The following is a 26,398-nucleotide window of genomic DNA, read 5'->3' on the forward strand; positions in this document are numbered from 1 at the left end:
GGTGAGATTACCTTTTGCGTATTAATAAATTTATTAGTGAAACAGGTTACTGCTCCCGGCGCGAAGCAGATAAGTTGGTGGATAGTGGTCAGGTAACCATTAATGGAGTTAAGGCTGAACTGGGCAGTCAGGCAGAAGAAGGCGACGATGTACGAATCAACGGCAAGCCAATCAAGGAAAAGAGAAAACACGTATATATCGCGCTGAATAAACCGATCGGGATCACAAGCACAACCGAGCAGCATATTCAGGGCAATATTGTTGATTTTGTCGGACACGATGAACGTATCTTTCCAATTGGGCGCCTGGATAAGGACTCAGAAGGTTTGATCCTGATGACCAATGATGGTGATATCGTTAACCGGATTCTTAGATCAGAAGGACGCCATGAGAAAGAGTATATCGTTACTGTTGATCGATCTGTAACCCCGAGTTTCCTTAGAGGTATGAGCACTGGGGTGAAGATCCTGGGTGAAATGACCCTGCCTTGTACAGTGACCCGGATGACGGATCGAGTATTCCGTATCATCCTGACTGAAGGAAAGAACCGTCAGATTCGGCGGATGTGTAGTGCCTTTGGCTACGAGGTTCGTAAGTTGAAGCGTGTTCGGATCATGAACATTCATCTTGGAGAAATGGCGACAGGTGCATGGAGAGAGCTTACCGCTGCTGAAAAAGCGGAGCTGGGCGGTCTGTTGGACTATTCACTGGAATAGTTGATTCGACTTTGACTAATTAACTGATAGAAGCCCTGCTTCCCGAAAAGGAGCGCAGGGCTTTTTGGTATAGGGTCAATGACGACAGGTGAATCTTCACAAATAGTGTGAAAAAATGTAGAGATAAACCAAAGCATAAGCATTATATAAACCAAAAAGGCCGTTCTCCTTGTACTTGGAGAACGGTCTTTGGTTAATGAATCGCTGCAGGCCTCTAGTTTCCTTCGCCAACAGCTTTTACATTTGTATTGTTACTTTGATACTTCCGAATGATAGATACCTCTACACGTCGATTCTGTGCCCGTCCGGTATTGGTGTCATTGCTGGCAATCGGGTGATACTCTCCATAACCACTTGGTGTGAATTTGGAAGGGTCCAATTGCGTGTTCAGCAACAGGATTTTCAGGAAGTTGAGCGCACGATCTGCACTTAGATCCCAGTTATCCTTATATTGGTTGTTCGAAATGGGAATATTATCGGTATGACCGGATACAACCACTTCATATTCAGGGAACTCCTGCAGCATGCTTGAGATCGCTTTGGCCAGAGATCGTGATTCAGGCTTCACATCTGCTCGGCCTGAGGAGAACAGGGCGTTATCACTGATGGTGATCTTCAATTCAGACTGATTCAGCTTGGTGTTCAGCTGGTCCGAGAGCCCGTTCTTCGAGATATATTTGTCGAGTCGCTCTTTGAGTTTCTCCAGGTCTTCTTGTTCTTTCTTAGCCATCTGTGCATCTGTAATCTGAGCTGGTGTTTTCTTGGTGATTTCTGTAGGTTCCTGTTTGTTCTTACCTAAATCAGCACCTGGCGTATCCGGATTCATGGACGAATGGTCCAGAATTCCGGAACCTCCATTTAATGCACTGTTTAGTGCGGAAGCCATCTGCTCAAACTTGGCTGCATCGATTGAACTCATGCCGAACAATACAATAAACAGAGCGAGCAACAAGGTCATCAAGTCGGAATAGGGAAGCAACCAGCTCTCGTCTATATGCTCTTCATGTGGTTCGTGCTTCTTAGCCTTTTTCACCTGATGATCCCTCCTTCTCTTCCAGTTGTTTACGTTCGGAAGGTGTCAGGAATACGGATAACTTTTGGTTGATGGCGATGGTGGAGACACCGGATTGTATGGATAACAGTCCTTCAACCATCATCAGCTTGATCTCCATTTCTTGCTTGGACATCCGTTTCAGCTTGTTAGACATCGGGTGCCATAACACGTAACCACTAAATATACCAAGGAGTGTTGCGATAAATGCTGCCGCAATCGCATGGGAGAGTTTCTCCATGTCACTGAGATCGGCAAGTGCTGCGATGAGACCTACAACGGCCCCGAGAACCCCGAGCGTTGGTGCGTACATCCCCGCCTGAGCGAAGATCAAGGCACTGCCACGGTGGCGCTCCTCTGTAGCATGAATATCTTCCATGAGCACATCACTTACAAATTCCTGATCGTTGCCGTCTATAATCATACGCATACCGCCACGAAGGAACTGATCGTCAATCTCTTCTACTTTTGATTCCAGTGCAAGCAAACCTTCACGACGGGTAGTGGAAGCCCAATCCATAAATGTGCCGATCAGGGATACGCGATCAATAAGTACTTGATTTTTGAAAACAATCCCGAAAAGCTTAGGGATTTTCTTAACTTCAGACATCGGAAATGCGATAAAGATGGTTCCTGCCGTACCAACAAAGATAATAATGTAGGCTGCGGGATTGTTAACCAGGTTGATTAAGGGCGCACCCTTCAAGAACATACCAAATACAAGGGAGACCAGCCCCAAAATTAGTCCAATAATCGTTGAAATGTTCATCATACACCTCATCCATGAGATAAAATTGAATCCTTTCAAGCGGCTGTGTTCGGGCTTCCGGACGAATTTTTGGCCGCAATCCGTTCAATGTTAGGCATTCCTTACGGTTGCTAAAACAGTTAAAACGGTCATATATGTATTTATCGACCAGAAGGCCTTTTTTTTTAAGGGCTATTTTCAGGTATAATAAGATCAAATCCGCTCCTTAGGGGCCGAATAGGAGTGAAAAGCCAATGGGCGTAAAGCATGGACGGGATTATGAAGGAATTTTGACAGATCTGACAACGGCAATCGGGCGCATACCGGATCGGTATGTTTTCTTTGAAATGGACTCGGAAGAGTGGGAGAGACTGGCTGCATCTGACCAACTTGAAGTGGATGAGGCGTTGGCGGAGGATTTGTTCTATGCGCTGGGCGAGGAGTCTGTTATTCCAGTTGGAAGTGGCGTGGTCATCCATGATAAGGAGCAGCACCGCATTCATATTTTGATCGGGGAAGAAGAGTTGACGTTTGTACCTTTAATTTAGTATGTTTATATGCATTTTCAAGGGTATAAATGGAACTGAAATTTCCCTCAAAGCCTTATGGTTATTGGTTCTATGCCATGTAGGTGATTGGATTTTGAAGCTTGTCCGTGGTAAGATGTTAGTCGTGAAATGGGCCAACCGCATGGCGGTGAGCCTGGCCTTTGAGGTTGCTGTTGATCGCACCGAAGGTGTCGGTGGTTATACGGACATACGTCTGTAATGTACCATCCTATGGGGAGGAAGATAACGCATGGTTTTTTCGCAAGAGGAAGTCGAAGCTCATCTAGGGAGGCTGGAAGGCTGGGAACTGGAAGAGGGACGGTGGATTGTACGTAAATTCGTGTTCTCCAACTACATGAAAGGGATTGCATTTGTGGATGAGGTCGCTGCGATCTCGGAAGCATTCAATCATCATCCTTTTATTACGATTGACTATACAACGGTTACGCTGCGTCTGACGTCATGGGATGCGGGTGGTATCACATCTGTAGATATCAAGGAAGCAGGACAATATAACGAAGCTTATGACAAAATGAGGTCGGAATAACGAGGTCAGTTATTATCGCGCGGCCAGAAGTGAGTGAACCATACATGTCAGACTATAATCAGAAACAACCTCTCATTGCTGTCGTAGGCAGTCTCAATATGGATCTCGTGGTGAAGACAGACATGATTCCGGAAGAGGGAGAGACGGTGAGCGGTGAGGAACTGCATTATCTCGCTGGTGGCAAAGGGGCCAACCAAGCTGTTGCTGCTGCGCGTCTGGGTGGACAGACTACGATGATTGGTGCGGTGGGATCGGACGGTTTTGGCGAACGTCTGCTGCACAGTCTGACGGAAAGTGGTGCAGATGCCTCGCAGGTTCGCGTATTGGAAGACACGGTTACAGGGACGGCGTCCATTTGGCTCTCTAGGGGAGACAACCGGATTATTGTTATTCCTGGCGCGAATGGGCAAGTGGTGCCTGAGATGCTGGAAGAGGCGGATACGGTAAAAAGCCTGACTGCAGCCGCAGCGGTGCTGCTGCAGCTGGAGATCCCGCTGCCAGCGGTTACCCGCGCCGCCCAACTGGCGGCTGAAGGCAGCGCACTGGTGGTGCTCAACCCGGCTCCCGCGGTGCCGGGTCTGCCCCAGGAGCTCCTGCGGTGCGTCGACGTTGTCACGCCGAACCGCAGCGAGCTTGCCGTGCTTACCGGCCGGGATCATCTCCGGCCGGAAGACCTGGATGCGGCGGTCGCAGAGCTCGCCGCATCCCTCGGGGCCGCTGTCGTCACGACGCTCGGCCCCGAGGGGGCTGTATACGCGGCGGCGCCTGGTGGCCGCGTTCAAGCAGGGCGTGCCGGCGCGTGCCGTGCGCCCGGCTACGCCGTAAGCGCCGTCGATACGACCGGCGCTGGCGATTGCTTCAACGGCGCGCTGGCGGTAGCCCTCGCGCGCGGTGAGACTTTGGACGCGGCCGTAGGCTTCGCCATGGGTGCGGCCGCGTTATCCGTGACGAAGCTCGGCGCCCAGTCCGGGATGCCGTCCGCAAGTGAAGTTGAGGCCTTTCTGGCTGAGCAGGCGGCTGATGCCTAATAATTGGTATAACAAAGAGGCTCTTATTCTCCCAAAAGGGGATTAAGGGCCTCTTCATTATGTAGTGCGTGCAGAGATTATTTCTTCTCTGACAGCCACATGGCGATATTTGCAATCTCTTCATCCTGCAGTTTGCCCTTGAAGGAAGGCATACCACCTTTACCTTTGACAATCGTAGAATAGATCTTCTCCAGATCATCCTGACTGCCGATGTTTGCCAGAGCAGGTCCTACGCCACCTTGAAGCTGATCCCCGTGACAGGAGATACAATTGGCTTTGACCAGTGCCTCAGCCTGTCCGGCATCCAATGTTACTTCCGGCATGGTTGGTTTGGCTTCTTCAGCCACTTCTTCTTTCCCTGGAAGCGTAAACATTAAAACAATAGCTAAAGCGCATGCTGCAAAAAATACTCCGCTCATGATCCATTTGTGCATCCCTTATGTCCCCTCCAGAATGAAAGATCATCTAACCTGAAACTATCCATATCATTATAACGGAACCTGTACTGACATCATAGCATTTTGTGGGAATTTTTTGAACTAATCACATAACAAGGGGCAAATTTGGTTGTTTTGCAATGGATTCTAACCACGAGGCCCTTCATAAACCATACAGTGAAAGGGCTTCAAGCCGCTTGGGGTCTGTCGTTCGTATGTATCCTGGGTGACAAATCCACTCTTCAGATAGACTTGAATGGCACGAGCATTCCAAGTGAGTACTTCCAGATCAATCTCATTCGTGGGATTTCGGCGAATGGCTTCCTGTACAATGGCAGTGACAAAAACTGTCCCTTGACCCTGACCACACAGCTCTGGATGCATTCCAAGGCCAATCCGGGTTACCCCTTGAAGTGGGAAGTATTGAGCGAACCCACATATACGATCGTTCTGATCCAGGACGATCGCATATTGCTCCTGCCGCAGCTGTGCATCTCCGAATTCCACTTCCAGAGCCTTCATCTGCTCCCAGGGGAGCCAGCTGTAGATATTGTAAGGCGGATCATACTGCCAACTGCAGATAAGCTCCGCATGTTCTTCACGCATGGGTACAACGTGAAACGTCACAGGGGTTTCCTTCATACACCTGCATGCTCCTTTCCTTGAAACAGAACTCTTTGTCCACTCTACAAAAGTGATGTTCATTTAGCAAGTCTTCCTTCCCAAGAAAAAAAATGAAACAAAAGTTCCGGTAATTTCGTTTATATTATAACGGGATGGGTAAAAACATCATAAGGGCACGGACGAACGAACGCAAAATGAACCTGTTGATGTCGCAGGATATGCCCAGAGTATAACTTGCAACATAAATAAGGATTGAAGCACAAAAAAACCGCCGGATACATTCCTGCGGAGAATGTACCGGGCGGTTCTGTTATGCTTCTTGCTTCGTTCCAGTATGGTTAATGGTTACAGCATCATGTTGCTCAGCTTGTCCCTAGTCAAGGGCCAGTGATTCATATGCGTCCGTGCTCATAATCCGTTTCGCGCCAACATAACGATTGGCCCAATAGTTTTCACTCAATGCACTGATCGTAACGCCTTTGGAAGAAGAGGAGTGTGCAAACTTTCCATCCCCTACAAAGATTCCTACATGAGATACGCCTTTACCTGTTGTATTAAAGAACACCAGGTCACCAGCTCTCATTTCCATACGGGATACGGAATCACCCATGTCGAATTGGGAACTGGATTGGCGTGCCAAATCAATACCCAACTTGTCGAATACATACCGTGTAAATCCGGAGCAGTCAAAGCCGTTAAGCGTTGTTCCCCCACTTTTGTATGTAGTTCCCATTGCTGAATCAATTACTGTGTCCATCTTTGAATCTGCGAATGCGCTACCTGCACCAAGTGATAATGCGAATGTGATGCTAAGTACAGCTGCGGTTAATTTCTTCTTGAACAAGAGATATTCCCCTTCCAACGCCTGCGAGGTTAGCTTAAGGATTCGGTTGAAGGTCCCCTATGATCCCTCTGTAGCAAGATCAATTCACCCATAACTGGTTCCCCCGCTTCCCAGGTGCCAGGAATTTGGCTATGCTAGTTATGCACCTGCGAAATCAAGAAATGACGATTTAATTTTAAGTAGTTACAAATATGAATGTAAAGATTACAAAGTTGTTACTAAAAACTCACTGCGATTATTGTAACAGAGGAGTACGGCTTTGGCAACGTTTAGCAACAAATTTAGCAAAAAAAACCTCGACCTTTGACGGGGAAAGGTTGAGGTTTGCCTATTTATAAGGGCATATTAGGCCATGAGTTTAACATGTGATGGTAACAATTTTTAAACTATCTGCTCTCACCTTTGGATATTTTGGACTGCCATAATCGGAAATGGCTGCATATTTTCCACAGACTCAATAGACATCTGGCAAGTGGATACGTCTGTTGTAGTATAAGTCCGGTAAGTCCCGTTAATAACCATGAGGCTGAAGTGAAGGCCCCAAAGACGAGCAGGTGTACTCCGCCCAGCAGGAGTGCAATGCCGATTACAGCGATGAGATGACGCATTGCAATCCAGAGTGCTTTGAGGGTACCGTGAGCCCCGCCTTCTCCTTCTGGTGCCGACACACCGAACTGCATGTAGAGTATGGCATGGTGGATGATCCAACCATATACAATCCAGGCAGCAACATAAGGTATACCAGGCAACAGTAATTGAAGGGAATGAAATCCGTCCATGAGAATGGAGTAGAGCTTCGGTATGAGCCAGTAGGCGGGCAGAAGTATCAATAATGTACGTATGGTGTGGAGCAGCAGCATCGGTTTCCACAGATTTTTGATTCCGCGGACAAAGGGGATGCGCTCTTCTGTAGAATTAAAGTGCTGAAGTGAGTAGAGCAGTCCTGCCTGAATGAGGGGGCTGATCAACATGCGAACCAGCAGCATGCCCCCGAGAATCCATAGATAACGATGAACCTCCGGATGGGTAGACAGGTTAAGTTGACTTTCCATTTTGAACAAAAGTGTACTCAACTCCCCGGCATCAGCATCCGGATAACGCAGGAGTAGTGGGATGACCGCCGATTGTACCATTCGATAGAAGAAATATCCCCAAATGAGTTGATAGAGAAATAAAATTGCGGCAATGAACATATGCTGACGGACGAGAAACCAGCCTTCACGTATTTTCGCTTTCACCGTTTCCACCTCACCATGACAGACCTCCGAATATGGCTTCTATTAGTTTGGTTACACTCATGCTCCAGCGGGACTTTGCCTGCTCATCCAGTCCGGATTTCAGGAAATTGTTCATATGGCGGTTCTCCAGCACGATCGAGTACAGGGGATCGGTCATGGCCCAGGATACGGGGGATGTGTGAGTTAATTTATACGTGATGCGATCTTCTTTTCCATTCCATTGCTTGGTGAGGATATGCCCGTCTTCAAAAGCAATGCGAACAGGAACGGCGTTGTAATCACTCCCTTTTTTTGCTATCGTCACGGATGACTCGTACAATGTTTGACTGTCTTTCTGTACGGGCGTAACACGAATCTTCTCTACAGCAAAGTCAGCCATCCCGTTACCATAGACGTATTGATCAAAATAATCAGACCAGGAAGTGCGGGTCACTTGTTCCACAACGTTCTGGAAATCAGCCGAAGTGGGATGTTTGAAGCGGTATTTCTTCACATAGGTAGAGAGAATGCGTTCCATCTTTTTGGCACCGACTTGATGTTCGATACCAAGCAATACAAGCTTGCCACGTGTATAGACATTGGCGGCGTACTCATTCTGTGAATCGAACTTCCAAGATTCTTGTGTTAAGGATGAAGGAGACGTAATCAGTCCCGATTGTACCGGCAGATTCGGAATCAATCCGTATTCCTGCTCCATCAGTTTGTCTTCTGCATAAGAGGTGAATCCCTCATCCAGCCAGGCCTCCTCGAATTCGTTGCTGGCAACCATGCCGTAGAAGTACTGGTGTCCGATCTCGTGGATTACGGTACGTTCCAGGTCATAACCTGGCGTAGTGTCATCGGCTCCAAAGGCCGTAACTAGCGTAGGGTATTCCATACCTCCAGCACCGTTCCCCGCTTTGGGTGGAACTACGATGGATAAGGTAGCGTAAGGATACGGGCCAAACCATTTGCTATAATTGGCTAGAGCGGCCTTCGCAGCATGGAAATAACGTTCTTTCAGATCCTGATGAGCTGGGTCCAGATATAACTTGATTCGTACACCAGGCACATTGGGTGCGGAGAATGGCTCCTCTGCGTACACAAAATCGGGTGAGGCTGCCCATGCGAAGTCATGCACATCATCGGCGTAGAATTGATAGACTTTTTCTCCGTTCTTCATCACGGCTTGCTGCGTTGGAAATCCGGTAGCAGCCACTTTGTATGTTTCAGGCACCCGAATACGCACACTATATATACCGAAGTCGGCGTAAAACTCTGAATTGCCATGGTATTGGTGCAGATTCCAGCCTTCCGTTGTTCGTCCACGCCTGCCTACAGGTTCATAGGCACTTAATTTGGGAAACCATTGACCTGCCATGACAAAATGATCAGCAGTTCCCATCCGGGCAAAAATCTTTGGCAGATTCACTTCGAATCGGGTGTGGAGTGTGATACTTTCCCCGCCTTTGACGGGTTTGGGCAGGCGTACTTTAATGAGGGTGGTGTCCTTGATATTTCCGTCATCTGGTTGCACATACTGCATCCGGTGCAGCAGAGAGAGCCCGTCCTCCGTTTTCATTTCGGTAATGTTCATGGAGCCGTAACCATTGGTAGGCATGACATCACCCCGAAGCTTTCCGCCGGATTCCTTCATAAAGGTGGTGTCAGCAGAAGAGAAGGCGTTGGGATACATATGAAAATAAAGCTCGTTGACGGTTTTTTTACCTGGATGAGTCCAGGTGATCGTCTGAGTCCCTTCCAATACGTTTCCTTCGGCCAGCTTCACATCCATGTGGTATTCCACAACACGGTTGCTGTACACTTCGGCTGTAGGGGTCTGTACACTTTCTGGAGGTGCTGGAGTTGGAGCTATTGCCTTGGGCTTGCCCGATTCGGGGGCGAGTACTGGCAATTCGGAATGAGTTGAGCGATTATAACCCAGAGTGATCCATATCCCTCCGGCAAGTACACACAGGGCCAGGGATGCAGTGAGCCAGCTCTTGGCGCGTCGTGGAATCATCGTTAAATACCTCCCGTTGACAAGCATCTACAGCATGTATATGTTTGCAATGGGGCAATTATTAGTTAAAATATTTGTATCAACCCTTGGAGGCTATAAACATGGACCAAAACGAGCAAAACGGCAAAAAACAGATTGCCTTGAATATCGTTAGTGCAAAAAGCAAGCATAAAGGCTTCGGTGCAGGCTCCATTGAACTGAATAACCTTTCCCCGGTCATTATTGATAATGGCGAAGCCAAAATCGATATTGGTGCGATGCATGCGAAGAGCAAAGTGGAACGCAATATCAAGTTCTCTACCAATCGTGAGGATGTGCCCAACGGACGCCAGGTATGGCTGGTGTGGGTAGCTGTCGATCGCACGGAGGAAGGCCAACTGTATGGTGGAGCAACGGCATGTGAGATGTGGATTGATACGGAAGCAAGACGCGGATGGAAACTGTTGGCGGAACATGTGAATCGCATGGATTATGCCTTGAAGCGTCGCTTCATGCTGGATGAGCTTGGACCTGAAGCTCGAGCTGCACTTAAGACACTGCTGATCTCACACAACGAAGACTGGTGGAATGCTTCTCCAGATGTATTGAAGGAAGCACTCGCCTAAGGCAGATCATTTTCAACAAAGTATAAAAGCAAAAAAAGCAAAAGGCCCCTTGACCGGAAAGTTCGGTTGGGGGTCTTTTGCTTGTGAAATGATCGTATTCATCGATCTGAATAATTATGAGTTTTTCATCCAAAGTGAATTTCCAATTGTTCAATATAATCAGGGGTTATAGGTGACGCAACTAAGTCATAGCGCATTTGCGTCATTCTACCCACCAACGTTTGAAATCTCCCCACCAGGAATGTTTCTCTTCCTGTATGCCTTGTTGATTCTGTACCTGACGGGTCTTCTCATCTTCTCCAGAATCCGAATCATCCGTCGTACCATGACAGACCTCTTTTGGTTCAGTGCCATCAATAAAGACTTCCAATCGTTTCTCTTCACAGCCGTTGCCTGCCAGTTTGCCGGATTCAGGGTCGATATAGACACTTACAACATGATCAGGCACGGTGAAAATTTTGGGTGGTACGCTCGCAAGTGCCTGCTCTGTGAACTGGGCAAAGATCGGCGCTGCCCGGCGCCCATCCGAAGTCGAGATGGCTTTGCCTTGGTCGTACCCAACCCATACAGCGGTGGAGAGCTCGGGTGTGAACCCAACCAGCCAGGCATCCGTATTGGTCGTTCCCGTCTTTCCGGCAACCGGACGTTTGATCGCCTTAGACACCCGGTTACCCGTTCCCCCATTTTCGAAGACACTTTCCATTAAACGAGTCAGGACATAAGCTGCTGCAGGTTCCACGACGGTCTCAGCTTTGGTTTGAGGCGATTCATAGAGTACACGTCCTGCGGCATCTGTTACTTGCAGAATGGCGACAGGTGGCGTCCGTTGTCCACCAGCAGCAATGACGGAAAAGGCTGACGCCATCTCCAGCGGACTGACAGGTGACGTTCCCAGTGCAAGAGAAGGTACGGCGCTCAGGTTGCTTGTAATGCCAAGGTTTTTCGCCATACTCACAACCTGTTCAGGACCGATCTGCATAATGGTGTTCACCGCATAGATATTGTCTGAAGCGGCGATCGCCTGTCTTAGATCAATCTCACCCAGATACTTGTCTCCAAAGTTGCCGGGTTTATAGGTTTTGCGGTCATTGTCATAGTGAAACAGGGTAGGTTCACTGTTAAATATGGATGCGCTGGTGAGTTGCTTGGATTCCAGGGCTGCCAGATACATAATGGGTTTAAACGCCGAACCTGGCTGGCGTGTGGTCGCCAGTACATGGTTAATCTGATTGGTCCGGTAATTCTTGCCGCCTACCATGGCTTTGATGTAGCCCGTACGAGGGTCGATGGACACGAGAGCTGTCTCCAGCTCGCTTTTGGCATCCATACCTTTTGCTACAGCATCTTCAGCCGCTTTTTGTACACGCAGATCCAGGGTGGTGTAGATATTTAATCCCCCATGATCCAGCATCGCTTCACTGATTCCCAGCTCTTTGATGGCCAGACTCCGGATATAGTCACGGAAATACGGGGCACTTTCCACTGTTTTACGCTCACTTTCCGGTTTGAACGAAAGCATTTTCTCATAGGCCTTATCGGCTTCAGCCTGGGTGATCTTGCCGATATCCGCCATGGCATTCAGCACAATCTTCTGCCGGTCTTTGGCATTCTTCATATGGTTATAGGGTGAATAGTAGGTAGGTCCTTTCGGGATTCCTGCCAGCATGGCGCTCTCTGCAAGATCCAGCTGTTTGGCTGATTTGCCAAAATACATTCGTGAAGCCGCTTCAATTCCGTACGCACCATGCCCATAATAGATTTCGTTTAGATACATCTGCAAAATTCCATCCTTGCTGTATTTCATCTCCAATTGCGCCGTGTACATGGCTTCCTTGGCTTTGCGAGTCCATGTTTTCTCATGAGACAGATACAGGTTACGCGCCAGCTGTTGAGTCAATGTACTCGCACCCTGCGACATCTGCATATGTTCGAGGTTAACGAGCACAGCCCGTCCCATCCCTTGGACGTCGAACCCGTAGTGATTATAGAATTTGCGGTCCTCTACAGCCAGAGTGGCATTGACCAGATCTGGAGCTATATCCTCCAGTTGAACGGGTACAGAGTCTTTGCCACCTGCGGAGAAGGTAGCGATGACTTCACCTTGACTGTCCAGTAATCTGGAATTCCGGTCAGAGTCTGCGAGGGGCAGGCTGGTTGCGTATAGATAGACTAATCCTGCAGCGGTAGCAAGTATAGCGAGCACGGCGAGCAGAGACAGGTTTTTAATGAATTTTCGTACAGGGAACCCGCGTTTGCGGGTCTTTTGATTTGGCTTGGTCATGGAACGGGCTCCTCTCTTTTCTTCCAGTATGGGACTTGATTGGCAGGGATATTCAATCGGGTGCATAAGCGAACAAAATGTAGCATTTTCGCCTTAAAAACCGTTTTGCAGTATAAACGTCAATCGCGTATAATGCAAAAGGGTAATGAAAAGGTAAGATTCGGCACAAGATACTAAAGCGCGTAAGGACGAACAGACGAATGGTCATTGATTCATTGATTAGTCAGACGCTCTGCACGCTCTGGTCAATTTAATCTATATAATGAAGTGAACCGCGGACCTTTCCCGCAGGCCAGCAATGATAACGCGATATGGCGCCGAACGCTGGACGTGCTTGGGCGAACCGATTATAGTGCACAGCACTTGGTCGGGTATGGCTGATCATTAACTTTACGGAAAGAAGGTAGAGATTATGGAATTGTGGTTTACGGAGAAACAGACCCCGGTATTCGGGATCACCGCGAAGATTAAGCAGACCTATGTTACAGAGAAAACGGATTTTCAAGATTTGGCCATGGTAGAGACCGAAGAATTCGGTAACATGTTGCTTCTTGATGGCATGGTGATGACGACTGTAAAAGACGAATTCGTATATCACGAAATGGCGGCACACCCTGCGCTGAACACTCACCCGAATCCGAAAAAAGTTCTGGTTGTCGGTGGTGGCGATGGCGGAGTCATTCGTGAAGTCATTAAACATGCAGCTGTAGAAAAAGCAGTTCTCGTCGAAATTGACGGTAAAGTCATTGAATACTCCAAAAAATATTTGCCTGAAATCGCCGGAAAGTTGGACGAGCCTAATGTTGAAGTGCTCGTAAACGACGGCTACATGCATATTATTGAACATAAAAATGAATACGATGTGATCATCGTAGACTCGACGGAGCCTGTAGGCCCGGCTGCGCCATTGTTTGAGCGTGGGTTCTATCAAGGCATCTACGAAGCATTGAAAGAAGACGGAATCTTCGTTGCCCAAACGGACAACCCTTGGTTCAAGGCGGATCTGATCCAGAAGGTGAACAAAGACGTCAAAGAAATCTTCCCGATCGTACATGTGTACGGCTGTAATATTCCAACCTATCCAAGTGGTTTGTGGACATTCACCATGGGTAGCAAGAAACATGACCCGCTTGAAGTGGATGAGACTCAAATCCCGGAGATGGATACCAAGTATTACTCTCCGCGTCTGCACAAAGCAGCATTTGTACTTCCTAAATTCGTGGAAGATTTAACGAAATAAAAGGGGAAATCATTAATGAAACTGGATCAAGCTTATTCAGGAAACGTATTTATTTGCAGCTCTGAGGATTATGAGAACTCCAAAGCGGTTATCTATGGCATGCCGATGGATTACACCGTCAGCTTCCGTCCGGGTTCCCGTTTCGGCCCATCTCATATCCGTCAGGCATCGGTTGGACTTGAAGAGTACAGCCCATATCTCGACAAAAGCATTGTAGACATGACATACTTTGACGCTGGAGACCTGCTCTTACCTTTCGGTAACGCGGGACGTAGCCTTGAGGTAATTCATGAATACATCGGCAGTCTGCTCGCTGACGACAAATTCCCAGTGGGTCTCGGTGGCGAGCATCTGGTTACTTGGCCAGTCATCCAACAGATGTACAAGAAATACCCGGATCTTATCCTGATTCATATTGATGCACACGCTGACCTTCGTGAAAACTATGAAGGCGAGCCATTGTCCCACTCCACACCAGTGCGTAAAGCAGCTGAGTTGATGGGTGGCAAAAACATCTATCAGTTCGGTATCCGTTCCGGCTCCCGTGAGGAGTTCCAGTACGGTCGCGAGAACATCAACTTCTATCCATTTGAAGTGGCAGCTCCGATGAAGGAAGCTCTTCCGAAGATGGGCAATCGTCCGGTATACGTAACTATCGACATCGATGTGCTTGATCCATCAGCAGCACCAGGAACAGGTACGGCAGAAGCGGGCGGCATTACGTCCAAGGAACTGCTGGAAGCCGTTCATATGATCGCAGGATCTGATGTGAATGTCGTTGGTTGTGACTTGGTTGAAGTTGCACCAATCTATGATCCAACACAACAGACACAGATTGTAGCTGCGAAGCTGATCCGTGAAATGCTGCTTGGATTCGTGAAATAACATAGAATGATCGATAAGTATAACGCTCTCTGTCTGCGCGGTTTCAAATTTGCGCAGGGGAGAGCGTTTTTGTATTGTTAACTTTTGGACAGAGCTGTGCTATACTGACTACATAAGTATTCAGTAGTATATTAATTGATATATTACATTCGTGAAGTATATGGTGATCGGGTTCGGTCATATACTAAAAAGAGCCTTTACCGCTACCAACGGTAAAGACTCTTAGGACCCGAAGGCTGTGGATTGCCACGGCGCGCATGAACTAAATAATGCTATTCAAGCGAAACCCACCGTCAGGCTTCCGACCTTATGAGGTGGGTTTTCGCTTGCTACGAAACTTTTTGCGTAACCAACGGTAAAGCTTTCGCCCACTCAGTACAATACTGAGGATCGCAGCAATCCATCGGATTACATCAAGTAACGCCACAAGTTTGACCATCGACGTCACCCCCTTTCGGGAAGCTGCGCCGTGGTCTGAAAAACATCCACCGATATTCAAAAGTCCATAACATTAATTATAGCACGTATGTTCCCTTGTCTCTACCATTTTTTGCTTGTGTTAGTATAGCTCGCATATGCAGGTTTCCTGCCTTGGCATGACTCCATCTTAATATTTATGCCTTTTCTTAAGTATCAGTTTTGTTATCCTTGGTATCAGGACATTTCCCATTTAACTTAGAGTACACAACGTTTAGTAATCAACCACCCTTGCCTACATGATCCAATCATGGGTAAAGGTGGTTTTTTTCTTACGGAGTTGTCATCGGGGTTAATCAGATTGTTACGTTAGAACCATCAAATTTGGGTAAAACCATAGAAGGAGGTGTTACGATGACAACCAAGAGTACAATGACATGGAAACGGATTGGTGCACTCGCATTATCGTTAACACTGGCTTGGGGGATGGGACCGGTACATACGCTATCAGGTGCTAACGCTGCATCCTCACAGGCATGTGGAAAGGGAGATCATGGACTATCTGCTACATTGAAAAAGGGGAGCGGTGTGGAAGAGCAACACCTGCAGTTTACTGACATTGATTTTCTTAATGATACGACCGGACGAGCTGGGGGTGAAGGCTTCCTGATCGGTACCTCGAATGCAGGATGTACGTGGCAGTCCATATATACCGGGCAGTGGCAATTCACACAGCTTGATTTTCCGAATAATGTGAATGGATATGCGTTGGCACAAGTGAAAAATTCACCTGCAGCTTATCTGATCCGTACCAATGATGGCGGATCGCACTGGACGAGGCTTGATACGCCGGGCATTCAATTCAAACGAATCGATTTTCGCAATAAAGATGTAGGTTACGGTTACACCTATAATGGTGCATATCAGACGAAGGATGGCGGGGTAACCTGGAGTAAAATGAATACACCTGCCAACACGCGTGCAGCTGCCTTTGCAACAGAGAAACAAGGGTATGCCGTCGTGGTTGTACCTGGATCGGGATATCATCTGAAGCAAACGAGTGATGGCGGCAAAAACTGGGCAACCTCTCTTCGAGTTGTCTCAGACACATGGAGCGGAGCGGATCTGTATGCACATGGCCAGCAAGTATGGGCTCTTCTGTATGGTGATGCAGGCATGTCCCAACAATCATACTCCCTCTATGCGAGCGGTAATCAAGGCAAGAAATGGACCCAAGTATTTGCACAATCCACAGCAGGGGGAGGTCCTGCACCAGGTACAAACAGTACGGGCAAAGGAAACGGACCAGCCAACCCGGGTGGACATCCCGGCAACATGGCGTTGATTGGTAATCAGACGGCTTATCTGTCTGCAGGTTCACCCGCAGCTGGCAAAGTGGGTATTGGACGTTCTTATGATACAGGTTCCACGTGGAAAAACGTTGACTTGAAAGATCCGGGGTACAGTTCCCGTATCTCGTTCCCATCGGCCAAGACGGGGTGGCTCGTAGTAACAAGTGGTAACTCCCCTGCGATCTATCAGACTAAAGATGGTGGAACAACGTGGACACAAAAAATGTTGTTGCCTTCAGAGCAGGATTAAATACCCTGTTATTCTGAAATAACAACGGGGCAAATCCAAATTAGAAATGAATGATAATCAATTTGGCATGTCTCCGTATGAATTTCTATAACAAACAAGCCTCTTCCTAATCAATTACACAGGAAGAGGCTTGTTTGTGTAGAAATAAAAACGGTTGAAACCTACTTCAAAACGAGTTATTGTAAGCGATAACAATAGATTATATGGAGGTTGAAATTATGGTTGATGTTATTTTAAAGGCGGATTCTGATAAAGGATTAATAAATCGCAATATATATGGTCACTTTTCCGAACACTTGGGACGTTGTATTTATGAGGGGCTGTGGGTAGGAGAAGATTCACCTATTCCGAATACGGATGGGATTCGAAATGATGTATTAACGGCCTTGCAGAAGCTTAATATTCCAGTACTTCGCTGGCCAGGCGGTTGTTTTGCCGATGAATATCACTGGAAAGATGGTGTAGGTCCGAAGAGTGAGCGTGCTCGTATGATCAATACACACTGGGGCGGTGTGGAAGAGAACAATCACTTTGGTACACATGAATTCTTGAGATTATGTGAGTTGCTCGGCACGGAGCCATATATTAGTGGCAATCTGGGTAGCGGTACAGTGCAGGAGATGCAGGAATGGGTGGAGTACATCACATTTGACGGCGAATCCCCGATGGCGAACTGGCGTAAGAGTAATGGTAGGGAAGAACCGTGGAAAATGAAGTATTTTGGCGTGGGAAATGAGAACTGGGGATGCGGCGGCAATATGCGCCCTGAATATTATGCGGATGAATATCGCCGGTATGCTACATATGTACGTAACTATTCCGGAAACGAGATTTATAAAATCGCTTGCGGACCGAACGAAGGTAACTATGAATGGATGGAAGTCCTGATGCGGGAGGCTGCTCGCTTTATGGATGGAATCAGTCTTCATTATTACACTATCCCTACAGGAGAGTGGAATGATAAAGGCGCAGCTACAGGATTTGGTGAAGCTGAATGGTTTACCACCTTGAAAAAAACGCTCCATATGGATGAATTACTGGTGAAGCACTCCGAGATTATGGACAAATATGATCCAGAGGGCAGAGTCGGCATTATTGTGGATGAATGGGGTACGTGGTATAACGTTGAGCCGGGAACCAATCCAGGATTCCTATATCAACAGAACACGATGCGGGACGCTGTGCTTGCAGGTGTTAATCTGAATATTTTCAACCAACATAATAAACGGGTACACATGGCAAATCTTGCGCAGATCGTCAATGTGCTTCAATCGCTTGTGCTCACGGAAGGGGACAAAATGCTCCTGACCCCTACGTATCATGTATTTGATATGTATCAGGTTCATATGGATGCGCAGCGACTGGATTTGAATTATGAAAGCCCTGGGTATACCTTCGGAGAAGAAACCATTCCTCAGCTCAGCTTGTCAGCCTCCCGCAACAAGGATGGGGTCATTCACGTGACGGCTTGTAATCTTAGCCACACGGATGAGTTGGAAGTTGTATGCCAGCTGGACGCAGCTCAAGCCGCTAAAGTAACCGGGCAGATTCTGCACCATACTGATTTTGGTGCATTCAATACCTTTGAACAGCCGAACCGAGTTCAGCCTGTGGCGTGGGAAGGACTCACACTGGAGAATAACACCTTGCGTTTTGTCCTTCCACCAGCATCGGTTGGGGTCATCGCTGTCGAGGGTTAATGATGAAAAGGCAGGAACCTTGCAAGGGCTGTAATGATCAGTACGATGTGAAGATTAGCGATGCCAAAATGGCCAGACTTGTGGAGATTGCCTCGCGTTCGCGTCCGACGGTACAGGATGAGGAATATGAACGTCGGCTCTCCATCTGCTCTGCTTGTCCGGGATTGCAATATGGCACAACTTGTCGGCATTGTGGTTGTCTCGTACAGGTACGAGCGAAGCTGAGTGAGTCAACATGTCCTTTTCCTTATGAATCGCAATGGGCCTGATCGGATGAACGAATCTTATTATAATGAAGCAAAAGGGAGTTGCACTTTACAGGTGCGGCTCTTCTTTTTTGGCTTGATGAGGAAAAAACTCTGAATTTGGATTTGAATTGAGCGAGGGAACTGGATATAGTTATACAGTAGAGTGTAGGATAGCGAGCTATCCGGGAATATGAGCGCGTATAGCGACACAACAATACGGGAAGGGCTGTTCTCACCAGCCGTGCCTGATTTTGCGTCGCCTCGAATATAATGGAGGTTAACATTCATGTCGAACATGCGACCGGTACACATCCGGCTGCACAGCCGTTATGAAGGTGAAGATGTGCTGCAGGAAATGCAGGGTGAAGCTGTGTTAAAAGGGTCCGTTCTTTATGTTCGTTATGAAGAACCGCAGGTTGGACCTGAGGGAGGTACAACCCGTACAACATTGAAGTTGGGCGGACAATCCATCAAGATTATACGTCACGGTGAGGTGGAATCGGAGCAGACTTTTGAGTTGAATCGGAAGCTTCCTGGTTTCTACCGATCACCATACATGTCGTTTGCCCTGTCCACGCATACACAGAAGCTGGAACTTTCCATTCAGGGATTGAGCGCACGCGCAGCGTGGAGCTACGACTTTTACCGCTTTGATGAAGAATCCGGACATTTCGCGATTAGTTTGCATATACAGGAGGAACCAATTTCATGACACGTAATCCACTAGATACGATTAACGAACGGGTAAGCACGGCCATCGGCAACGCCATTGTGACGGCCGGAATTGTTACGCAGGAGGAATTGCCAGCCATCACATTGGAAGTGCCGCGCGAGAAAACACATGGGGACTTGGCAACCAATGCTGCCATGCAGCTGACCAAGATTGCCAAGCGCAATCCGCGTCAGATTGCTGAAGAGATCATTGCCAATCTGAATCTGGCAGAAGCCGGAATCGAGAAGGCTGAGATTGCTGGTCCAGGATTCATCAACTTCAAATTGGACAAGAGTTACCTTTACCCAGTACTTGCGCTTGTGCAGGAGCAGGGTGAAGACTACGGAAGAATTAACATCGGAGAAGGACGCAAAGTCGAGATGGAGTTTGTCAGTGCCAATCCGACAGGCAGTTTGCATCTGGGCCATGCCCGTGGAGCAGCTGTAGGTGATGCACTATGTAACATCCTTGACTACGCAGGATATGATGTAACCCGTGAATACTACATTAATGATGCAGGTAATCAGGTGTTTAATCTGGCTCGTTCCATTGAAGCTCGTTATCTGCAAGAGCTGGGTCAGGATGCTGAGATGCCTGAAGACGGTTATCACGGTGAAGATATCAAAGGATTCGCCAAGCAACTTGTTGCTGAAAAGGGTGACGAATTGCTGTCCATGCATCCGGGTGACCGTGCGGCTTATTTCCGTGACTTTGGCCTGGAGAAGGAACTGGACAAGATCAAACGTGACTTGAATCGCTTCCGTGTTAACTTTGACATCTGGTTCAGCGAAACTTCCCTGTATGACAACGGAGAAGTGCTGCGAGTACTTGATGAATTGCGTGACCGCAATGAGATCTATGAGCAAGATGGAGCAACTTGGTTGAAAACGATGCAGTACGGTGACGACAAAGAACGTGTATTGATCAAGAACGATGGCACGTATACTTATCTGACACCAGATATTGCTTATCACCGCGACAAATATGCTCGTGGATACGACACGATGATTAACATCTGGGGTGCCGATCACCATGGATATATTCCACGGATGAAAGCCGCGATGCAAGCACTGGGCAATGACCCTGAGAAACTGGTGGTCTTGATTGCACAGATGGTGAGCTTGTTCCAGAACGGTGAAAAAGTGAAGATGTCCAAACGGACAGGTAAAGCTGTAACGATGGAAGATCTGATGGATGAAGTCGGCATTGATGCCATCCGTTACTTCTTCACAATGCGCAGTATGGACTCCCATCTGGACTTTGACATGGACCTTGCGATTTCGACATCCAATGAGAATCCGGTATTCTACGTACAATATGCGCATGCCCGTGTATGCAGCGTATATCGTCAGGCTGAAGAACAGGGTATTGAGCTGTTGCCACTGGCACAGATTGACCTGTCCAAGCTGACAACAGAGCACGAGTATGACCTTCTCCGCAAAATGGGAGAGCTGCCTGAGGAAATCTCGGCAGCAGCAACAGGATATGCGCCTCATCGTATCATCCGTTATGTATACGAGCTGGCATCCCTGTTCCACAGCTACTACCGTGCAGAACGTGTCATTACGGAAGATGCGCAGCAAACTCAAGCACGTCTGGCACTGATCGGTGCTGTACGTACCGTTATCGCAACAGCGCTTCGTCTGGTAGGCGTGACCGCTCCTGACAAAATGTAAATTCCAGGCTCGCGGCCTATCCCGCTCTGCCTAAGGCAAAAAGTCTCCATGTCCACGTTGAGTGCCTTCAACGTGGTACATGGAGACTTTTTTTGTTGTGTACCCTGAGTTGAAGAAAACGGAATGCCTGACCCATCCAAGGCACACTAGCCTGCCCTGACATCATAGCAGGCGTAATCTAGGGTCTCAGCCGCTACGTAATACTCCCTCGTGCGTACTGCCTGGGCCGGGCTACTGCGTTTCGCCACGAGCCTCAATCAAGTTCTGCTGACGGCTGACAGAGCTGGCTCACTCACCGCCCTCTTGCATTAGCTTCAGGGCATCAATCTCACCACCGCGCACCTTGCTTTTTGCGGTGGTGGTCTTGCGGGCGCGCAGCGGGATCGTAGCACGTTTGACGAGTGTCTTGATTTCACTAGGGGATAACCCCGGATGTTTGGAGAGCAGCAAGGCGATAGCGCCACTCACATGGGACGTCGCCATGGATGTGCCGCTCATCTCGTGATGTTTGCCTTGTACCCAGGAGGAGACAATTTTATCACCGGGTGCATAGACATCCACATATGCGCCACGATTGCTGAAGGATGCAATACGTCTGTTTTTGTCAGTTGCCCCAACAGATATGGTCTGGGGATACCGTGCAGGGTAATCAATACTGCGGCGTTTGCCGTCATTTCCTGACGAAGCAACAATAACGATTCCAGCATGGTACGCACGATTGACAACGTCAAGAAGCGCCTTGCTGCGTGTTTTCATGCCAAAGCTCATATTGATGATATCGACCTTGTTGCGCACACACCAGTCGATGCCAAGTACAATATCGGATACATAAGCCGATCCGTTGTGGTCAAATGCTTTTACTGGATAGATCAGGGAGCGTGGCGCTACACCAATCATGCCTGCGGTACTGTTGGCAGCAGCGATAGTCCCTGCAATGTGGGTACCGTGTCCGTTATCATCATGAGGAAGCAGGCTGCGGTTTAACAGATTGATTCCGCGTGCCAGGGAATAACGAAGATCAGGATGGTGATAATCAGCACCTGTATCAATCACACCGATTTTAATCCGGTGTCCGGTAGAAACAGACCATACTTTGGGCGCCCGAATCTGCTTCACTCCCCAGGGTATGCCCTGGGCATTGCTTGGTTTGCTGTGGAGTGCGGTGGCATGGAGGGAGATGGGTACGTCTGCTTCAATTGTAATCTCATCCCCATAGCGGTATAGGTCCTCCGGGCGTTGGACTGGAGCGATAATGGAACGAGCCAGTCGCGAGGAACGGACAACCCCAAGATCGGTGAATTCATTCCGCATTCGGGACAATTCTACGAGACAGGCCTCGTACTGCTGCGGTTTGGCAAATCGGATCAAATATCGCCCTCCTTGTTCTGGTTCAGGGCGTCGCATTCCGTCAATCAATTGATGCAATAAACCAGTATAGTCCATAATGGGCAGCCCCCTTCGGGATGAACATGCTGAGGTATTCTATGAATGCGCTCATCCCGCCGCATGGGGAACTTGCCCTTTTTTTACAAAAACACATTCTCTTCGTGTCAAAACGGGCGCAGAGACATATGATGGATGGAGAGCTAGAGGGCTCTTGCGGGGAACCTGGTGAGGAGTAATCCTCCAAGGGTATACAGTCAGAAGGCGGAGGGGACTCCGTCTTTTTTATGATGGAGTTGTCTCTTTGGCAATAGAGGATATTTCTGTGGGATCGATGCCACTTCACGTTTAATATATGGACATATTGTTGCTGCTCTCCGCATTTGCGTCACATCCGTACATAAAAACTTGCTTTTTAACGCTAAATAGGTTTTACTTAGGTTTGTTAATGGATATGTTATACGTAACAGTCCAGTTCGTAGGGGTTAAAAAGTGAATTTTGTGTGAGAGGAAGTGTCTGCAGTGAGTACCTCGCTCAATTTGAAAATTGATAAAGAAAAGGTAAAAGAGATCCCTTTGGTGGACCTTGCCTTTATGGTGCTGAAAGCGGCTAATACGCCGTATTACTATCGTGACTTGATGAATGAGGTAGCGAAGCAGCGCGGAATGACTGATGAAGAAATCAACGAGTTTATCGCCCAGCTATATACCGAGATTAATATCGATGGCCGTTTTGCTTGCGTCGGTACAAGTCTGTGGGGCTTGAAGCGCTGGTATCCGGTAGCTGGAACAGAAGATTCCATGACGGGTGCGAAGCGTCCGCGTATCATCAACGATGAAGACGATGATCTGGAAGATGAAGACTTCGGTGAAGAAGACAGCTATAACAGTGATGAAGACTTCGACAGCACGGATAAAGAAGAAGAAGAAGAAGACGAAGAAGATGAAGACGAAGATGACATCTTTGACGAAGAAGACAGCGAAGAAGAAGTGCTGGTTGAAGATGATGATCTGGAAGATGAAGACCTCGAAGAAGACGAAGAAGAGTCCGAAAACGAGGATGAATTTGACGACGATTCTGATAATCGGTAGTCATTTTTGACGTCTATAATTTACCCGTTTCCCCGGAATAGTCAGCCTTGACAGCAGACGGGGTAACGGGTAAACTATTGCATGGGCTTATGAATGAGCGACAATATATTTATGTTTTTTATAGAAGGTGCCCCGTCCTGCGGGAGTACTTTTTTTTGTATTTTTAGAGGCATAATTTTGCAAAATGTTTTCAATTCCACATGCTCCCGGCCAACATTTCGTGGCCCGTTTTTGTATATCAAAAACACGAAATGGAATGAAGGCTACCGGAATGTTTGCACCATTTTTTGCTGTAAAACAATGTTTATTTAAACCGTCTTCGCAGAAAGAGCAGTTCGCAGATGCAGGGAATTTCTGCCATTGCTCTTTTTAACGATGATTACCTGGGAAACAGGTTACGATAACACCATATATCGCCTGAATTTCTGTACTTATATTAGGAGGGTAATAACAGTGACAAAGTATATTTTCGTGACGGGCGGAGTTGTGTCCTCCCTGGGCAAAGGGATTACGGCTGCTTCTCTGGGCAGATTGCTGAAAAACAGAGGGCTTAAGGTAACGATCCAGAAATTTGATCCATATATTAACATCGACCCAGGGACAATGAGTCCTTATCAGCATGGCGAGGTTTTTGTAACGGATGATGGCGCGGAAACGGATCTGGACCTTGGCCACTATGAACGTTTTATTGATATCAATCTCTCCAAAAACAGCAACGTCACGACTGGTAAAGTATACTCTTCCGTCATCAGCAAAGAGCGGCGCGGGGAATATCTGGGCGGAACGGTACAAGTTATCCCACACATTACGAACGAGATCAAAGAGCGGGTATTCCGCGCTGGGCGTGAAGCGGGTTCGGATGTGGTTATTACGGAAATTGGCGGAACAGTGGGCGACATTGAGAGTTTGCCTTTCCTGGAAGCTATCCGTCAGATCAAAAGTGATGTAGGTCGCGACAATGTGATGTATATCCACGTAACACTTATTCCTTATATCAAAGCAGCTGGTGAAGTGAAAACAAAACCAACGCAACATAGTGTTAAGGAATTACGAAGCATCGGTATTCAACCAAATGTGATTGTATGCCGTACAGAGTATGAATTGTCTAAAGACATGAAAGCCAAGATCGCTCTCTTCTGCGACATTGATGAGAATGCCGTGGTTGAATGTCGTGATGCAGACACGTTGTATCAAGTACCTCTGAACCTGCGTGAAGAAGGTTTGGATGAGATCGTGGTAAATCACCTGAAACTGACTACTCCTGCACCGGATATGAGCGAGTGGGAAGGACTGGTTGACCGGATCAACAAGTTGGAGCATACAGTTGAGATCGCTATTGTTGGTAAATATGTAGCGCTTCATGATGCATACCTGAGTGTTGTTGAGTCGTTGTCTCATGCAGGATTTGCATCCAATGCCGATGTGAAAATCCGCTGGGTTCCTTCTGAAGATATTACGGATGAGAATGTAGGCGACCTGTTGCATGGTATTGGCGGTATCCTTGTTCCTGGCGGATTCGGAGATCGTGGTATTGAAGGTAAAGTATCGGCAATCCGTTATGCTCGTGAGAAACAAATCCCGTTCTTCGGTATTTGCCTGGGTATGCAGGTTTCCGTTATTGAATATGCACGTTCCATCGTTGGTTTGAATGGCGCGAACAGTTCCGAGATTAATCCGGCTACGGAATTCCCGGTGATCGATCTGTTGCCTGAGCAAAAAGATATCGAGAATCTGGGTGGAACGATGCGTCTGGGTCTGTATCCTTGTAAGCTTCAAGAAGGTTCTTTGGCGATGGCTTGTTATGATGACGAACTGGTATATGAGAGACACCGTCACCGGTATGAGTTCAACAATGAATACCGTGAAACGATCGAAAAAGCAGGACTGGTTATCTCGGGTACATCTCCGGATGGACGTCTGGTTGAGATCGTTGAACTTCCAGGACACCCATGGTTCCTGGCGGTACAATTCCATCCGGAATTCACTTCCCGTCCAAACCGTCCGCAACCATTGTTCCGTGAGTTTGTAAAAGCTTCTCTGGAGAATGCGCAGAAGTAATACATGTTTTTAGTGTTAATGTAATAGATTATTGGGGATGTTCCTGGCAACCATAGCGGCTGCCGGAACATCCCTTTTTTTTGTATAAAGAGCAGATGGAAATGCTTTTTGTCATTTTGTGAAGGTAGCAGGATTTTAATGGAAGAGGTAGAATACTTATCATGACGACTATGGGATAGTTATCCAGATTCGATGATGTGCATGCTTTCCTAATTCTAGGAGGTTACAGAGTGGAAGATAAAAAAGTTTTGATTGTTGATGACCAGAATGGTATTCGAATCCTGTTAATGGAAGTGTTCAGCAGTGAGGGGTATAACACGTTTCAAGCACCCAACGGCAAGGTTGCTCTGGAGATTGTGAATAATGACAAGCCTGACTTGGTATTGCTCGATATGAAGATTCCTGGGATGGACGGTCTTGAAATCCTGAAGCATATTAAAGAGATTGATCCGGGTATCAAGGTGATCATGATGACCGCTTATGGTGAACTGGACATGATTAAGGAAGCAACAGATCTCGGAGCGCTCATGCACTTTACGAAACCGTTTGATATCGATGAGATGCGAGTGGCTGTGAATATGCAACTTCGCAATGGTACTGCCAATAAATGCAGCTGAATCCTGTTGATACAGGATTTTTTTGCGTGTGGAGAACATAGAAGGTGCTTGGTGGGAGAATTGGGTAGTTCACTCCTACATCCGGGGAATATTGGAAAT

General features: G+C 47.6%; 26 protein-coding genes and 1 riboswitch. Of the genes, 16 read left to right on the plus strand and 10 right to left on the minus strand.

Annotated features, from left to right (window positions below; translation table 11 throughout):
- Window positions 1-14 precede the first annotated feature (14 nt).
- Window positions 15-716, plus strand: a complete 702-nt coding sequence (locus tag NST33_RS00500) for a pseudouridine synthase (protein ID WP_339306393.1) — start codon at window positions 15-17, stop codon at window positions 714-716.
- A 214-nt stretch (window positions 717-930) separates the two neighbouring features.
- On the opposite strand, the gene motB is transcribed toward NST33_RS00500, so the two are convergent.
- Window positions 931-1,749, minus strand: a complete 819-nt coding sequence (motB, locus tag NST33_RS00505; protein ID WP_237178619.1) for a flagellar motor protein MotB — start codon at window positions 1,747-1,749, stop codon at window positions 931-933.
- Window positions 1,736-2,536: a flagellar motor stator protein MotA gene (gene motA, locus NST33_RS00510; protein ID WP_211085594.1), complete on the minus strand. Its 801-nt coding sequence runs from the start codon at window positions 2,534-2,536 to the stop codon at window positions 1,736-1,738. Before motA ends, motB begins: the two co-directional genes overlap by 14 nt.
- A 233-nt stretch (window positions 2,537-2,769) precedes the next feature.
- Here motA and NST33_RS00515 point away from each other — a divergent pair, with 233 nt between their 5' ends.
- The 4 genes from NST33_RS00515 (at window position 2,770) to rbsK (ending at window position 4,638) form a co-directional block, all read left to right on the plus strand.
- Complete coding sequence (locus NST33_RS00515; RefSeq protein WP_076216998.1) at window positions 2,770-3,063, plus strand: hypothetical protein; 294 nt, start codon at window positions 2,770-2,772, stop codon at window positions 3,061-3,063.
- 64 nt (window positions 3,064-3,127) lie between these two features.
- Window positions 3,128-3,283, plus strand: a complete 156-nt coding sequence (locus tag NST33_RS00520) for a hypothetical protein (RefSeq protein ID WP_339306395.1) — start codon at window positions 3,128-3,130, stop codon at window positions 3,281-3,283.
- A gap of 30 nt (window positions 3,284-3,313) precedes the next feature.
- Complete coding sequence (locus NST33_RS00525) at window positions 3,314-3,610, plus strand: 4a-hydroxytetrahydrobiopterin dehydratase (RefSeq protein WP_062838136.1); 297 nt, start codon at window positions 3,314-3,316, stop codon at window positions 3,608-3,610.
- A 44-nt stretch (window positions 3,611-3,654) separates the two neighbouring features.
- Window positions 3,655-4,638 (plus strand): ribokinase, encoded by a 984-nt coding sequence (rbsK, locus tag NST33_RS00530; protein WP_339306397.1) that lies wholly within the window; start codon window positions 3,655-3,657, stop codon window positions 4,636-4,638.
- A gap of 77 nt (window positions 4,639-4,715) precedes the next feature.
- Here rbsK and NST33_RS00535 read toward each other — a convergent pair whose 3' ends face one another.
- The 5 genes from NST33_RS00535 to NST33_RS00555 form a co-directional block, all read right to left on the minus strand.
- Complete coding sequence (locus tag NST33_RS00535; protein WP_036607288.1) at window positions 4,716-5,072, minus strand: cytochrome c; 357 nt, start codon at window positions 5,070-5,072, stop codon at window positions 4,716-4,718.
- Window positions 5,073-5,222: 150 nt separating this feature from the next.
- A complete protein-coding gene (locus NST33_RS00540; RefSeq protein ID WP_339306399.1) occupies window positions 5,223-5,717 on the minus strand; it encodes a GNAT family protein in 495 nt (164 codons plus the stop codon).
- A gap of 355 nt (window positions 5,718-6,072) precedes the next feature.
- Window positions 6,073-6,507: a C40 family peptidase gene (locus tag NST33_RS00545; protein ID WP_223199955.1), complete on the minus strand. Its 435-nt coding sequence runs from the start codon at window positions 6,505-6,507 to the stop codon at window positions 6,073-6,075.
- A gap of 39 nt (window positions 6,508-6,546) precedes the next feature.
- A riboswitch (cyclic di-AMP (ydaO/yuaA leader) is annotated at window positions 6,547-6,684 on the minus strand.
- A 245-nt stretch (window positions 6,685-6,929) separates the two neighbouring features.
- Window positions 6,930-7,781, minus strand: a complete 852-nt coding sequence (locus NST33_RS00550; RefSeq protein WP_339306401.1) for a hypothetical protein — start codon at window positions 7,779-7,781, stop codon at window positions 6,930-6,932.
- Between the two features lie 10 nt (window positions 7,782-7,791).
- Entirely contained in the window at window positions 7,792-9,783 is a 1,992-nt protein-coding gene (locus NST33_RS00555; protein ID WP_339306403.1) for a M1 family metallopeptidase, read from the minus strand.
- A gap of 101 nt (window positions 9,784-9,884) precedes the next feature.
- Between NST33_RS00555 and NST33_RS00560 the strand changes: the two genes are divergently transcribed.
- Window positions 9,885-10,388: a YwhD family protein gene (locus NST33_RS00560; RefSeq protein ID WP_017691308.1), complete on the plus strand. Its 504-nt coding sequence runs from the start codon at window positions 9,885-9,887 to the stop codon at window positions 10,386-10,388.
- A 202-nt stretch (window positions 10,389-10,590) separates the two neighbouring features.
- On the opposite strand, the gene NST33_RS00565 is transcribed toward NST33_RS00560, so the two are convergent.
- Window positions 10,591-12,669, minus strand: coding sequence for a PBP1A family penicillin-binding protein (locus tag NST33_RS00565; protein ID WP_339306405.1), 2,079 nt, complete (start codon window positions 12,667-12,669; stop codon window positions 10,591-10,593).
- 412 nt (window positions 12,670-13,081) lie between these two features.
- On the opposite strand from NST33_RS00565, the gene speE reads away from it, so the two are divergent.
- Together speE and speB are read left to right on the plus strand one after the other, a co-directional pair.
- Window positions 13,082-13,909, plus strand: a complete 828-nt coding sequence (gene speE, locus NST33_RS00570) for a polyamine aminopropyltransferase (protein WP_017691306.1) — start codon at window positions 13,082-13,084, stop codon at window positions 13,907-13,909.
- Window positions 13,910-13,924: 15 nt separating this feature from the next.
- The gene (gene speB / locus NST33_RS00575) at window positions 13,925-14,794 is read left to right on the plus strand and encodes an agmatinase (protein WP_237178613.1); all 870 of its coding nucleotides are present in this window, start codon (window positions 13,925-13,927) and stop codon (window positions 14,792-14,794) included.
- Between the two features lie 307 nt (window positions 14,795-15,101).
- Here speB and NST33_RS00580 read toward each other — a convergent pair whose 3' ends face one another.
- The gene (locus tag NST33_RS00580) at window positions 15,102-15,233 is read right to left on the minus strand and encodes a hypothetical protein (RefSeq protein WP_017691304.1); all 132 of its coding nucleotides are present in this window, start codon (window positions 15,231-15,233) and stop codon (window positions 15,102-15,104) included.
- 392 nt (window positions 15,234-15,625) lie between these two features.
- Between NST33_RS00580 and NST33_RS00585 the strand changes: the two genes are divergently transcribed.
- From NST33_RS00585 to argS, 5 genes are all read left to right on the plus strand, one after another.
- The gene (locus NST33_RS00585; RefSeq protein ID WP_339306407.1) at window positions 15,626-16,813 is read left to right on the plus strand and encodes a hypothetical protein; all 1,188 of its coding nucleotides are present in this window, start codon (window positions 15,626-15,628) and stop codon (window positions 16,811-16,813) included.
- Between the two features lie 218 nt (window positions 16,814-17,031).
- A complete protein-coding gene (locus tag NST33_RS00590) occupies window positions 17,032-18,513 on the plus strand; it encodes an alpha-N-arabinofuranosidase (RefSeq protein ID WP_339181074.1) in 1,482 nt (493 codons plus the stop codon).
- Window positions 18,513-18,782 carry a DUF6171 family protein gene (locus NST33_RS00595; protein ID WP_237178610.1) on the plus strand — a complete coding sequence of 90 codons (270 nt, stop codon included), beginning with the start codon at window positions 18,513-18,515 and terminating at the stop codon, window positions 18,780-18,782. The genes NST33_RS00590 and NST33_RS00595 overlap by 1 nt, the downstream gene beginning before the upstream one ends.
- A 265-nt stretch (window positions 18,783-19,047) precedes the next feature.
- A complete protein-coding gene (locus NST33_RS00600) occupies window positions 19,048-19,473 on the plus strand; it encodes a DUF1934 domain-containing protein (RefSeq protein ID WP_017691299.1) in 426 nt (141 codons plus the stop codon).
- A complete protein-coding gene (argS, locus tag NST33_RS00605; protein ID WP_221824822.1) occupies window positions 19,470-21,149 on the plus strand; it encodes an arginine--tRNA ligase in 1,680 nt (559 codons plus the stop codon). The genes NST33_RS00600 and argS overlap by 4 nt, the downstream gene beginning before the upstream one ends.
- Before the next feature lie 288 nt (window positions 21,150-21,437).
- Here the strand turns inward: argS and NST33_RS00610 are convergent, their stop codons facing one another.
- On the minus strand, window positions 21,438-22,592 hold the full coding sequence (locus NST33_RS00610) for a S8 family peptidase (protein ID WP_221824824.1): 1,155 nt from the start codon (window positions 22,590-22,592) through the stop codon (window positions 21,438-21,440).
- A 462-nt stretch (window positions 22,593-23,054) separates the two neighbouring features.
- Here NST33_RS00610 and rpoE point away from each other — a divergent pair, with 462 nt between their 5' ends.
- From rpoE to NST33_RS00625, 3 genes are all read left to right on the plus strand, one after another.
- Window positions 23,055-23,624 carry a DNA-directed RNA polymerase subunit delta gene (gene rpoE, locus NST33_RS00615; protein ID WP_221824826.1) on the plus strand — a complete coding sequence of 190 codons (570 nt, stop codon included), beginning with the start codon at window positions 23,055-23,057 and terminating at the stop codon, window positions 23,622-23,624.
- 453 nt (window positions 23,625-24,077) lie between these two features.
- Window positions 24,078-25,682 (plus strand): CTP synthase, encoded by a 1,605-nt coding sequence (locus NST33_RS00620; protein WP_076217010.1) that lies wholly within the window; start codon window positions 24,078-24,080, stop codon window positions 25,680-25,682.
- Window positions 25,683-25,912: 230 nt separating this feature from the next.
- Entirely contained in the window at window positions 25,913-26,299 is a 387-nt protein-coding gene (locus NST33_RS00625) for a response regulator (RefSeq protein ID WP_017691292.1), read from the plus strand.
- Window positions 26,300-26,398 lie beyond the last annotated feature (99 nt).

Origin of the sequence: Paenibacillus sp. FSL L8-0435 (assembly GCF_037965655.1) — a bacterium.
Lineage (GTDB): Bacteria > Bacillota > Bacilli > Paenibacillales > Paenibacillaceae > Paenibacillus.